The organism is Schaalia suimastitidis DSM 15538, assembly GCF_000429105.1.
Classification (GTDB): Bacteria; Actinomycetota; Actinomycetes; order Actinomycetales; family Actinomycetaceae; genus Pauljensenia; species Pauljensenia suimastitidis.
On record NZ_AUBF01000012.1, the window covers coordinates 108,627 to 120,664 of the forward strand.

The following is a 12,038-nucleotide window of genomic DNA, read 5'->3' on the forward strand; positions in this document are numbered from 1 at the left end:
CGCCTCATGACGGCAGCCTCAGCCCACGCCTCGTGACGCCAGCCCGTCGACGATATTGGTGATCTCGGGACCGGACAACGCATCAGGGCATCAGGGCATCAGGGCATCAGGGCAGGATAGGGCATCCAGCGCAGTGTAATTTCACTTCTGCGGAGTTCCCGCCACCGCACGCCCCAAGGCCAGATGCGCAAAGCGTTTCTGCCCGATCAAGTAAGCCCACACGCTGCATCTCATCAACCATCACCTCGGCAAGAGAAAGGGAGATGCCCGCTTGGACTGCTGCAGAGTGCACAGTGGCACCGCGCCGTAAGGCCACGTAGAGGCGTTGACGTGCCCCAGGCTGACCGGCTGCGGTGCCACTGCTGTGGTAGTAAGACATCAGAAGAACAATCGACCAATCTGGTAGATCACGACGGCCAACACCCATGCTGCAGCAAGTTGAACAAGGACACCACCAATTGCCCATTTCGCCCCAATTTGGCGCGCCTGCTCTGCGACAGTTGCTAGGCACGGAGTGTAGGTGAGGACGAATACCAGGAAGGCGAAGGCTGCGACGGGTGCCGCAGAACCTGCTGATTTCTCGAAGGAGGCCGTGACGAGTTCTGGCAGGCTACCAAGATCTTCGCCGCCGTCTTCTGCATCGCCACCGTCAACCTCAGGGTCAAGGTTGTAGGAGGCGACAATGGAACTGATCACCGTTTCTTTTGCCACGAAGCCAGTCATGAGCGCACCAGTCATATGCCATTCGCCAAAACCAGTTGGAGCAAAAGCAGGTTCAAGGACCTGCGCTGTACGGCCGTAGAGGGAATCTTCCATCGGCAGATCTGACTGCGCAAACGAGTAGCCTGATGCCATAGGGATCGCGGACATGAGCCACACCACCAAGGTCATCGCAATGATGATTTTGCCTGCGCCTTTGACGAATGCCCATGCGCGCATCCATGTGTTCTTCAAGGTAACGAAGACACGTGGCATCTGGTAGGCCGGTAGCACCAGCATTAGTGGCGCTCGGTTGGCTCCCTTGGTGATGAAGGGCTTAAGGACAAGCGCTCCGATCACTACCATCACCAGTGACAGTACATAGAGTGCGAAAACCACCAGACCCGTGTCGTTGGGGAAGAAGATACGCGCAATCATAAAGTAGATGGTCAGGCGCGCTGCACAGCTGGTATAGGGGATGATCAGGGTTGTCACCAGACGTTGTTTGGCGTTGGGCAGGGTGCGGGTTGCTGCAAGGGAAGGCAGATTACATCCAAAGCCCATAATCAGTGGCATGATGACGCGGCCATCAAGTCCGATGCTACGCATCACCCGGTCACCCAGGAAGGCGGCGCGCGCCATGTAGCCCGAGTCTTCCAATATGGAAATGAGGAGGAAGATGACGAACATCAGCGGCAGGAAGGAGGCGACGACGCCCAGGCCCGTGCACAGACCTCCAACAAGCAACCCTTGAAGCCAGGTTTCCTCCCAGCCCAGGGCTGCGAGCGCTGCATTGACCAGATTCGCCAATGAGATGGCACCTTCTTCTTCACTGGCGAAGAAACCATCGAAGAGATCTTGGACGGGCCCTACCCAGTTGCCTGCCACCATGAACAGAAGCCACATGAGGGCAAAAAAGACAGGGATACCGACGATGGGGTGCAAGAGTAGTCGGTCGATTTTATCCGAACGCGACGGGGTGGCGTTTTCTTGGTGGGCACCGAAGGAACGTTTTTCGACGTCCTCAACCCAGGTGAAGATATCGTCCGCATCAGCCAAAGCGTCACGTTTTGCGGCGGCTGCGGCAGTAGAGTCAGGGGCGGAGCATTGTGTGCCGCGAGCCTGGCCGGTTTGTGCGCATGCGCAGCCTGCCGAGGCGACGGCAAGCATGTTGCGGCCTTCGTCCTCAGCGCGTTCGGCACGTTCACGGCTCTGGTCAAGGGCCGCGGCGGCGGCAACCTGGTTATAGCCGGGTGCTGATGGGTCTGGGGCGATGCCGTTGACTCGAGGGCGTGTGCACAGCGCAGCGTGAACCATGTCGTCGAGGCCGTCAACGCCTTTGGTACTACGCGGGTCGATGATCATCACTGGTATGCCAAGGGTGGCTGCCAGCGCTGATGTATCGACGCTGTGGCCTTCGTGCTCTGCGACGTCCGCCAAGGTAACGACTGCTGCTACGGGCCGCCCGGTTCGGGCAACTTGCCCAAGCAGGTACAGCGAGCGGGTCAATGCTGTCGCATCGAGGATGACCAGCGCAAGGTCGACGCTGCGGCCTCGTGCGGGATCAGTGAAGGAACCTGGTGCGCCTGCGAGGGTATCAACGACAACTTGTTCGTCTGGCGAGTTGGCTATCAGTGAATAGGTGCCCGGCATGTCGAGGACGCGGGCACCAATGGACGACCAACGACCTGACATAACTTCAACGGTGGTGCCGGGGGCGTTAATGACTGCCTGACGGGCGCCTGTGACGATGTTGAAGAGTGTGGATTTGCCGACGTTGGGGTTTCCTAGCAGCAGGATGGTGGGTTCTGTCTCGTTACCAGCCTCGGCATGTGGTGTTGCGATGGGGGCAGGACGGTCGGTTCCGCAATGGCAGCTCATGCGATTTCCTCAACTGTGATGTGGCGCGCGGAGCGTCGATCAACGGCAATACGTGTGCCTGCGATATTGATGACGACGCCGCCGAAAGCTGCGCGGTTGGTGAGATGGAATTCGGCACCTGGACGCATTCCGAGTTCCTGCAGGCGTAGGCGATGTGCAGGATCAACGTCAATGGTTACTAGGCGCGCACGTGTATTTCTGGGACATGACGCTAAAAGCATAGAAGTGAGCATAGGCTTACCTACATACCCTAAGTGGGTCATTGGTCCTTTTTGAACACAGGCCACCCAAAATGTCAATATCCTGCACTTTTGCAGCACCCTCGATCGACCTAAATCGACATAGTCAACAACGGCGTCACCAAATGTGTCATTAATTCACAACATCAACGTTACGTAATTCATGGCGAGGATGATCTATTCCCTGCACGACGATATTCTTCTCGACCGCTCTCCCCTTAGAAGCTAACGACCTGCACCCCGCTTTTTCGCCTCCTGCTGCAGAGTGATAAAAGTCCGGTATGACACTGGCCAGGAACCGTCTACCTGCTGCGGGGCCAAGGCGATAGGTTCACTTACCGTCGCACCACACTGAGCGATAGCGTCGATAATCGTTTCGGTTGCGACCGCAACGAAGCGCGCTGCAAAACGCGGCGAGACACCAAGTTCAGCAACAAATATTTCGCTTCCCTGCTCGCGATCCCGAGCTGCAACAACAAGACGCTGTTCCCCATCGTATTGGGACACGCCTGGCACGTAGAACGGAACAACGTCACGCGCCATCGAGGCCAATAATTCACGTGGCCCAAACCCGCGCCCTCGCGCATAAGACACACACTGCCAATTGGCTGCACGTTCATTTAATACATGTTGAATCTGAACTTTTTCAAGCTGATACTTCAGGCGAGGCAACACATTCGTCGCCAACGCTATGGCTTCAGTTGAGCGAAGCGACGTCGTCATTGTCGCCACGGGGTGCACGCTACCTATACTCCACGTCAACGTCCGATTCACAGGGACCATAGTGCCTCAACCATTGCATCAGCCTGTTGATATTGCTGTTCAATTTCACCCAAGGCACGCGAAATATCCCACAGTAAATCAGTATGCTGGCCCATCTGCTGCACCCACTGGGAATAATACGCTGAACCCGCCTGAGCGCTATCGCCTTCCCATCCCTGACGTAACGTCATTATGCCCTGGTTCAACTTGCCAAGCTGCGTCGTCATCTGACCGCATTGGGCAGCGACGTCGTTTTGTAATTGGGTAATCGTCCCATCGTCAACACGCAACGAATATGCCATGTCACTGCCCTCCCGCCTGGTGCTTAATTGTGTCGAGGGCACCTTCTGTGACTTCACGCTGTTGTGCCATCATGCGCTGCGCAGCACCGATCGGTGTGTCCTGCCCAGTGCGCTCGCCTTCTTCCCATTGTGTTCTAAGGTAGGCGGTCCTTGCCTTCATATCACCGAAAACATGTTGCGCCTCCGCACTATCATCGCGACCAGATAGCACAGCATCCAAGGTGGTGTGTCCTTGGTCAATCCGACGCTGAACCTTTTGCCATTCAGGCCCTAATTCGCCTTTTCTGGCGCGTTCAGCGCGTGCCGCATCTGCCTCTTCAGCTTTGCGTCGGTCAATTTCGGTTTCTCGGTCAATCTGTTCGGACAGCGCATCAATGCGAGCGATGCTGCTCTGAAGATTGGCCATCATATTTGAAAGATGTGGGAGCTGCTGTTGCAGGGAACGGATTTGTTCTTCGATGTCCGGAATATTCATAGCCGCGCTGCTCCTCCACGCACAAGGGCCTCAACGAGGTCCATTGCTTGCATCCACGAATCGACCAATCCTGCCTTGACTTCCACCATATTAGAGATAAAGTCATACGCCATATTGACAATGGTGTACGCCATCTTCACGCTATCAAGTATTTCTCCGACAAGTGCCACTGCTTCAATCCCTGCTGCAACCCACCCAGCAACCGGAATCATTGCTTCGGCGGCCATACGTGCAAGCTTGTAGGAAATCAATCGCAGGATTTTACCAATAGCTATCGCGATCGTGCGTACCAGTAAGGCAAATGCTTTCAGCACGCTGGCAACAGCAGAGGCCGCATTAGCGAGCACGGTGTCGACCTGTGCCACAGCGGCAGCAGTAGCATTGAAGGTGAGTGCACCCTTGCCCACCCATTCGGATAACGCTGGGAGCATACCGGAGGTATTTTGGCTGATCCCTTGCATAGCATCAGCAGTCATCGCCCAGACGCCGCTGGCTTTTTGCACTGCCTTGTAATCACCTGCAAACGGTTTGAAGACTATTTCTTCCAGTAGAGAAAACCCGATGAGTTGCTCACAAAGCCAATCGAGACCGCCAAGCAACCACCCTGCATTCCACCTCAGGTCCTCAATTTCACTTTCAGACGCAGTTGGCGCGACAAGGAAAGACTGAACGTCAACCTGTTCTACTACGCCACGATCAGACGAAACGGCATCCTTACCCCGGGCTTCTAATTTCCCGGGCATGTCACGAAGCCACTCCCCAGCACGATATCCGTCCTGAAAGGCTTGGACAAACAGGTTCGGATCGCCACCTTGCCCATAGAAAGACCCTGCACCATCAACGGCACCGCCGAGTCTGGACATTGTGTCGCGAGGATCCTTATAGGGGCCGACGCTGGCACCCATTTGTGCTGCAAGCTCTTTGATTCTATTGTGCGCTTCGCGTTCGACAGTAATATAGGCATCCAACGTATTGGCCATCTTTTCGGCACCGAGTCCGTAAACTTGACCAACGGTGTCAAGGATTTTGTCGCCACTGTCAAGCAAGGCAACGTTGAGTGGCTGCAGTCCTTGAAGTATGAGGCCCAGGTCCGAGGCGTCAAGTTGCCCCCATTGGCTAAGGTGCTGGCGCATAGCAGGCACATGTTCCACTGCTTGTCGGCGAAGAAGCTGTTCTGCAAGTCCAAGATCTTCGAAATCAACCTTCATTGAACGGCATCCTCCTGCTGAGTTCCCGTAACGCAGTTGTCATCTGTCCGTCTAAGCCTAGTGCGGAAAGTGCATTGCGCGTCAGTATCGCTACATAGTGGCATTATTCCCCTTCACCTGGGCCAATGCTGAGACCAATGTTCACCTGCGGCACGTGACCGCAAAGACGAAGGGCCGCCTCGTCTATCGCATGGATAAACGAGGCGGCCCAACAGTTACGCTGGCAACGTCAGTTTCGTGGATACCTACTGGCCACCTTAAATAGTGTCACCGCAGGACACCCACGGTCGCCACGCGCTCAGGCGGTGCCGTCGATATCAGCTTCCACCGCGGCGCGTCCTGCCTCGAGGCGAGCAACGGGCACGCGGAACGGCGAGCAGGACACGTAGTCAAGGCCCACCTTGTGGAAGAAGTGGATCGACAGCGGGTCACCACCGTGCTCGCCACAGACACCAAGTTTGATGTTGGGCTTCGTGGAGCGCGCACGGCGCACACCCTCAGCCACAACAGCGCCGACACCGTGAACATCAATGGATTCGAAGGGGCTGACACCGAAGATACCGGCCTCAATGTACTGCGGGAAGAAGACGCCTTCGACGTCGTCACGCGAGAAGCCCCACACCGTTTGGGTGAGGTCATTGGTGCCGAAGCTGAAGAAGTCTGCCTCTTCAGCGAGATCTTCCGCTGTCATGGCTGCACGCGGCAATTCGATCATGGCACCAATGGTGACGCCTGACAGGTCCACACCCTTGTCTTCTGCGACGGTGGCGATAATGGCTTCGCCTTCTTCGCGGATAAGTTGGAGTTCGCGCACGGAGCCAACCAGAGGCACCATGATTTCGGGGCGCGGGTGTAGGCCTTTGGCGACAAGTTCCGCCGCCGCCTCGCACAGGGCACGCATCTGCAGGGCGAAGAGGCCCGGCAGGTAAATGCCAAGGCGTACACCGCGCAGGCCGAGCATGGGGTTCTGTTCGTGGAAACGACGCACGGTGGCGAGCATTTCTTCATCAGCTGCATCGGCGGCTCCATTGGTGGCCTTCGCAACAGCAACCTTTACTTCGAGATCTGCAAGTGATGGCAAGAACTCGTGAAGCGGCGGGTCAATGAGGCGGACCGTCATGGCCTTGTCGTCCATGGTTTCCAGCATTTGCAGGAAGTCATCCTTGGACAAGGCTTCGAGTTCGTCGAAGGCAGCCTGTCGTTCTGCTGAGCCAGGTTCAGACAGGATGGCGCGTTCCACGATGGGGCGACGTGCGCCCAGGAACATGTGTTCGGTACGGCACAGGCCAATACCTTCTGCACCAAATTCAATGGCGCGACGTGAGTCTTCTGGCGTGTCGGCGTTGGCACGTACACGCAGGCGTCGCACTGAATCAGCATGTTCAAGAAGCTTGTGGACTGCGGTGATGAGTTCTGCGGTGCCTTCATCATCGCCAGCAGCGGCAAGGCCTGCTTCTAGCCCGTGAGTGAGGTAGGTGGTCACCGGAGAGTCGGTAACGGCAACCTCACCAAAGAAGATTTCGCCGGTTTGGCCATCGATCGCGATGGTGTCTTCGCCGGTAAGGACTCGGCCTGCCACAGTGACGGTGCCTGCTTCTGCGTCAATGTCGAGGGCTTCGGCGCCACACACGCAGGTCTTACCCATGCCGCGGGCAACGACGGCAGCGTGGGAGGTCTTGCCGCCACGTGCAGTAAGCACGCCTTCGGCTGCCACCATGCCGGGCAGGTCGTCAGGGTTGGTTTCGCGGCGCACGAGGACGCATTTCACACCTGCTGCTGCTGCGGCCTCGGCCTGCTCGTTGTTGAAGACGATGCGGCCAACCGCTGCACCTGGCGAGGCAGCCATACCCTTTGCCAAAAACTCCTTGGTGGCGTTGGCGTCGAATTGCGGGAACATCAGCTGGGTGAGCTGTTCGCCGGTGACGCGGGTGAGGGCCTCGTCGCGGGTGATGAGTTTTTCGTCCACCAGCTGCAGTGCCACACGGAAGGCGGCGGCAGCAGTGCGCTTACCTACGCGTGTTTGCAGCATCCACAGTTTGCCGCGTTCCACGGTGAATTCGATGTCGCACAGGTCGCGGTAGTGGGTTTCGAGCTTGCGCATAATGCCACGCAGTTCGTCGTAAACCGCTTTGTTACGTTCACCTAGGGCCGACAGCGGCAGGGTATTGCGGATACCGGCGACGACGTCTTCACCCTGAGCGTTCTCAAGGTAGTCGCCGTAGACACCGGAATGGCCGGTGGAGGGGTCGCGGGTGAAGCACACGCCGGTGCCGGAGTCTTCGCCCATATTGCCAAAGACCATGGTGCAGACATTCACTGCTGTGCCAAGGTCGTGAGGGATACGTTCGCGGCGACGGTAGATGCGGGCGCGCTCGGTATTCCATGAGCGGAAGACAGCTTCGGTGGCCAGGTCCATTTGGACACGCGGGTTTTGAGGGAATTCGGACCCAGTGGCCTCTAAAACGATGCGTTTGAAGGTGTCGACAAGACCTTTGAGGTCCTCGGCGGTGAGGTCAACGTCGGCAGTGATGCCACGTTCAGCTTTGAGTGCGTCAAGGGCATTGGCGAAGAGTTCACCTTCAATGTCGAGCACTGTTTTGCCAAACATTTGGATAAGGCGACGGTAGGAGTCCCACGCGAAGCGTTCGTTGCCGGATACTTCGGCTAGGCCAAGGACAGACTCGTCATTGAGACCAATGTTGAGGACTGTTTCCATCATGCCGGGCATGGAGAATTTTGCGCCGCTTCGTACTGACACTAGTAGTGGGTCCTTCGGATCACCCAGGTGGCGTCCCATTTGGTCCTCTACGCGGCGAAGGGCCGTGGTAACTTCCGTTTCAAGGGTCTCGGGTACTTCTCCCTTACGCAGGTAGGCGCGGCAAGCTTCCGTGGAGATAGTGAAGCCGGGGGGAACGGGGAGACCAAGTTTGGTCATTTCTGCAAGGTTGGCGCCCTTGCCGCCCAGAAGGTCCTTCTGAGACTTGTCGCCTTCGGAGAAGTCGTATACGTACTTGACCATGAGGTCCTCATCTTCCGTTGTATCGCGATTGTGGTCCTTCGTCGGACCATTCGGTCGAAAGTCTACCAACGTGGGGACCTTGGTCATAATTTCAGTAACGTGGAGATGGCCACGTTGCTGCCTGTGTCACACTGCGTCTGATACTATCGTCCGGGTCACACAGCTGGGGTGTGCTATCAGCGCTTTTACGCATGGTCCCTGCGAGGAGGGTGCATGACAGTGGAGTTCGACCGCGATGCGGTGAGTGTGAGTGCGAAGTCACAGTGGGTCGATTCTGAATCCTTTGGGGCGTTGTCGGCATATATTGGCACGACGAGCGTTTCCTCGTGCCCGTCAATGCCACCTCGCGGTACTACAAGCGGCACTGAAGCCTTGCGTGACGCTTTGGCAGATTTTCAGGAAAAGATGGTGTGGATTGCCGCCGAGTTTTCTGATGCGTGCGCTGTACTCGGCTCTGGGGTGGAGGCGACGATCAGCGACTTTGATGCGACGGAGAAAACCTCATCAGAAGCATTCGCGCGTTTACGTGCCCGGCTGGATGGGTCGATGTCATGAGCGGCAAAGATGTCATGCCTTTGCCTCCTGATACATCGGAGGCATGTGCGCAAGTAGCTCATCGTTTTGGTTTGGCTGCCTCTGAAGTGTCGGCCAGTCAGGTCGCAGGTTTTGACGGACAAGGCGTACCAGGATGGATAGGCCAGGCAGCTGATGCCTATACCGACCAAGTGGCGTCGTTAGGTGCCAGGGCGCGCACATGGGCTGAGTCTCTTGCTCAGGTGCCATCGGTGATGAGGAACTATGCAGACCAGGTGCAGGCTACGATCCGCGCCATTGTGCCCCTGTGGGCTGAGTACGATGAGGCACAGAAACAGTATGAGCGTGACTTACGCGAGTTAGAGGCGGAGAACGCAGCGTCAGAAAAGCTATGGGGGCCCGGTGGGTTGCCCGGCATATACGCGAATAGGCTGTCGGTGTTGGAGGAACAACGATCCGATACCCAGGGTGCAATCTACCGCAAGTACACTCAGCTGCTCATAGCTTTAGACGAGGAGGCTCGTGGTGCTGCCACCAAGGTTTCAGCTGCCTTGGCGTTGATCGTTGACCCCGCCAGCGCTGCTTCAACGCGGCAAGAGGTGGGGAAGAATCTCTTTAACGATATTCCCGTCGTTGATGCTCAAGCTGAATGGGAATGGGCGCAAAGTATCGCTCCTGCTATTGCTGCTGCCCTGCACGATACGGACCTTAATCCTGAGGAACTCGAAGCGTTCTGTGTGCAGTACAGCGCAGTATTAGACAATCCATTTGTCGCAACGGCATTAGCAGAGCATGTGACTCCAGCTGATTTGGTGAAGTTTGCCTTACGTGCAGCACCAATTCCGTTGGAGAACTACGCGCTTGCAGAAGACGCCCTTCGCAGGGTAGGGGCAGCTATGGTGTTGGGGTCGGGCGGCATGAACCTCGATGGTGATAATGCCCAGGCGCAGACACTGTTCGAATTGGCACGCGGCGCGTTTGTCACTGAAACTGGCGGCACTGTGGACGAACTCCACCGCAGGTTCGCTGACGGAATCAAAGACGCGGGACGTTCCTACTTTAATGTGCACAATGTAGGTGAAACGACTGATCCAATCTCGGGCACACCGGGATACGAGCTCATGTCACAGCTCATTGGCGAGGCCGGTCGCGATAACCCTCAGCTTGCATTGGGACCGGCCTTCTTTGATCCCACTGCAACGGGTGACGGCATCTCTGTTGCTGAAGATCTTGTCTTATGGGATTCTCAGACCCTTGGGTGGGCAACACTGCATGGGTACGACTTCACAACGTCCTTCTTCGGTCCAGATAAGATGATGTGTGACCCCATGCATGCGATGTACACCTTGATGGATCGACCAGAAAACCTCGATACGTCTACGGCGCATCCGATAATAGCTGCAGCTGATCACGAACGTTTAGCCGCAGTTCAACGTTTCCTTGACGGTATGACACCACCGAATATGGATGTCAATCACGACGGCATCGTTGATGACCGTGATAAGCCCACCAATATGACTCGCTATCTTACTGGCGGACGCACCACGTCATATCTGCGTGACTATTTCGGTTTCCAAGACGGTGGCGAACAATTTGGGCGGGTGATTCAGCAGGCATCGCAGCCTGAGGCAGCCCCGACTCCGTCGCCTACCCCAACAGAGGAATACGCCGCCTGGCTTGAACGTGACCGACTTGCAACAAATATCGCTGCGAATTTTATGTTCGGATACCAAGATGGACTTGATGCCAATCACGATCACACGTGGTTTGGGGACAGCGACAAAGTTGATGGCCAAGATATTTACGGTCATACCAACGCCGCTTTACGATCATGGGCTGGTGTCATATTGGCACCGCATATCGAAGGTATTGCTCACAGCTTGCAGCACCCCGACATCCAGGACGAAGTTGCTCCCTATGACCCCGACGGTTACCAGATTTCGTTTAGTTCGAAGATGAGAGCGCGGCTTCTCGGCGGCAATGGGGTGTTCGTTGATCTGGGATTCGATGCTCCGGAACGACACACCAATGGTACTGATGGGGATCCCTCCGATGACTACTGGATAGGTGGTCGTGCTCCCGCCATTGATAACCTTCTGATGACAGCAAAGGTGGAGTTCTACAGTGACCTTACGTCTGCTCTTAGTGGCGCGGGAAACGACGGACCTGAAACTGTGATCCAGCGATGGACTCCGATGTTCGAGGCATTATTTGTCGCCCCAGCCGACGCCAGTGATCAAGCCATGGAAGCCTTAAACGAACGTAATGCGCGTTGGCAAAGTCTGATCAATGCAGGCATCGGCGCGATTCCTTTTGGGGAACTTGTCGACGATAAGGCGATTAACTACATGGTCAACCAAGCCAAAGCGAATGGAGTTGCTCCAGTTCTTGACACGTTCTTATCCACGGACAATGTGCAACACGGGAATCAAGCGCAGGCACAGGACGGTTTAATGCAATATATGACTGACTCAATTTATTCAGCTATGTCGACCCATGGTTCCTTCGATAGCGCCTCCATGTCACCCGAGAAGTTCCGGGAGATTTATCAGAACAACGGTAAAAGCGCTTCCATCACCGAAAATGGACAGATCAAACCATATGCCTCGATGACTCCAGCTGAGAAATCAGCCTTCCGCTCGTACATCAGAAGCTCGGGAGATACGCTCGGGTATGCCGCAATTGTAAATTCGGTGGTAGGTTTCACCAACGATTCTGATTTCATTCACGATAATGCCCACGACATGAGTGGCAAAGAGAGAGGGCGGTAGTGATGTTTCGTATGCGACTGGCGTTGTGGCGAAACCGAGCAAGCGCCACTTGGGTCCTTGCTGCTGCTCTTCTTGTCGTACTTTCGGCATGTACCACCACCCCAGCAGCACAAGAAGAGGAAACACCCACCCCCGTCCTATTTACAGC

The 12,038-nt window shown here is 56.1% G+C and carries 11 protein-coding genes; 3 read left to right on the forward strand and 8 right to left on the reverse strand.

All coding sequences use genetic code 11. The features are described from left to right. Positions 1-106: 106 nt before the first annotated feature. The 7 genes from G438_RS11255 to G438_RS0106650 all read right to left on the reverse strand — a co-directional run bounded on the left by G438_RS11255 (position 107) and on the right by G438_RS0106650 (position 5,566). Positions 107-379 carry a hypothetical protein gene (locus G438_RS11255; protein ID WP_051259382.1) on the reverse strand — a complete coding sequence of 91 codons (273 nt, stop codon included), beginning with the start codon at positions 377-379 and terminating at the stop codon, positions 107-109. Next, the gene (gene feoB / locus G438_RS0106625; protein WP_026460639.1) at positions 379-2,580 is read right to left on the reverse strand and encodes a ferrous iron transport protein B; all 2,202 of its coding nucleotides are present in this window, start codon (positions 2,578-2,580) and stop codon (positions 379-381) included. The genes G438_RS11255 and feoB overlap by 1 nt, the downstream gene beginning before the upstream one ends. Continuing rightward, on the reverse strand, positions 2,577-2,813 hold the full coding sequence (locus tag G438_RS11260) for a FeoA family protein (RefSeq protein ID WP_034285528.1): 237 nt from the start codon (positions 2,811-2,813) through the stop codon (positions 2,577-2,579). The genes feoB and G438_RS11260 overlap by 4 nt, the downstream gene beginning before the upstream one ends. Positions 2,814-3,044: 231 nt before the next feature. Continuing rightward, on the reverse strand, positions 3,045-3,593 hold the full coding sequence (locus G438_RS0106635) for a hypothetical protein (protein WP_131245816.1): 549 nt from the start codon (positions 3,591-3,593) through the stop codon (positions 3,045-3,047). Further along, positions 3,590-3,883: a WXG100 family type VII secretion target gene (locus G438_RS0106640; protein WP_026460641.1), complete on the reverse strand. Its 294-nt coding sequence runs from the start codon at positions 3,881-3,883 to the stop codon at positions 3,590-3,592. Before G438_RS0106640 ends, G438_RS0106635 begins: the two co-directional genes overlap by 4 nt. 1 nt (position 3,884) lies before the next feature. Further along, positions 3,885-4,358 (reverse strand): hypothetical protein, encoded by a 474-nt coding sequence (locus G438_RS12025; RefSeq protein ID WP_051259383.1) that lies wholly within the window; start codon positions 4,356-4,358, stop codon positions 3,885-3,887. After that, entirely contained in the window at positions 4,355-5,566 is a 1,212-nt protein-coding gene (locus tag G438_RS0106650) for a hypothetical protein (RefSeq protein WP_026460642.1), read from the reverse strand. The genes G438_RS12025 and G438_RS0106650 overlap by 4 nt, the downstream gene beginning before the upstream one ends. Positions 5,567-5,663: 97 nt before the next feature. On the opposite strand from G438_RS0106650, the gene G438_RS12495 reads away from it, so the two are divergent. Beyond that, complete coding sequence (locus G438_RS12495) at positions 5,664-5,831, forward strand: hypothetical protein (protein ID WP_165569239.1); 168 nt, start codon at positions 5,664-5,666, stop codon at positions 5,829-5,831. A 33-nt stretch (positions 5,832-5,864) separates the two neighbouring features. On the opposite strand, the gene ppdK is transcribed toward G438_RS12495, so the two are convergent. Continuing rightward, on the reverse strand, positions 5,865-8,585 hold the full coding sequence (ppdK, locus tag G438_RS0106655; protein ID WP_026460643.1) for a pyruvate, phosphate dikinase: 2,721 nt from the start codon (positions 8,583-8,585) through the stop codon (positions 5,865-5,867). A gap of 213 nt (positions 8,586-8,798) precedes the next feature. On the opposite strand from ppdK, the gene G438_RS0106660 reads away from it, so the two are divergent. Then, entirely contained in the window at positions 8,799-9,140 is a 342-nt protein-coding gene (locus G438_RS0106660; protein ID WP_026460644.1) for a hypothetical protein, read from the forward strand. After that, on the forward strand, positions 9,137-11,890 hold the full coding sequence (locus G438_RS0106665; protein WP_026460645.1) for a WXG100 family type VII secretion target: 2,754 nt from the start codon (positions 9,137-9,139) through the stop codon (positions 11,888-11,890). The genes G438_RS0106660 and G438_RS0106665 overlap by 4 nt, the downstream gene beginning before the upstream one ends. Positions 11,891-12,038 lie beyond the last annotated feature (148 nt).

What these genes read in the sequence shown, in the direction of transcription:
- G438_RS11255 (WP_051259382.1), bottom strand. Translation starts at nt 379, where the DNA reads ATGTCTTACTACCACAGCAGTGGCACCGCAGCCGGTCAGCCTGGGGCA.
- feoB (WP_026460639.1), bottom strand. Translation starts at nt 2,580, where the DNA reads ATGAGCTGCCATTGCGGAACCGACCGTCCTGCCCCCATCGCAACACCA.
- G438_RS11260 (WP_034285528.1), bottom strand. Translation starts at nt 2,813, where the DNA reads ATGCTCACTTCTATGCTTTTAGCGTCATGTCCCAGAAATACACGTGCG.
- G438_RS0106640 (WP_026460641.1), bottom strand. Translation starts at nt 3,883, where the DNA reads ATGGCATATTCGTTGCGTGTTGACGATGGGACGATTACCCAATTACAA.
- G438_RS12025 (WP_051259383.1), bottom strand. Translation starts at nt 4,358, where the DNA reads ATGAATATTCCGGACATCGAAGAACAAATCCGTTCCCTGCAACAGCAG.
- G438_RS0106650 (WP_026460642.1), bottom strand. Translation starts at nt 5,566, where the DNA reads ATGAAGGTTGATTTCGAAGATCTTGGACTTGCAGAACAGCTTCTTCGC.
- ppdK (WP_026460643.1), bottom strand. Translation starts at nt 8,585, where the DNA reads ATGGTCAAGTACGTATACGACTTCTCCGAAGGCGACAAGTCTCAGAAG.
- G438_RS0106660 (WP_026460644.1), top strand. Translation starts at nt 8,799, where the DNA reads ATGACAGTGGAGTTCGACCGCGATGCGGTGAGTGTGAGTGCGAAGTCA.
- G438_RS0106665 (WP_026460645.1), top strand. Translation starts at nt 9,137, where the DNA reads ATGAGCGGCAAAGATGTCATGCCTTTGCCTCCTGATACATCGGAGGCA.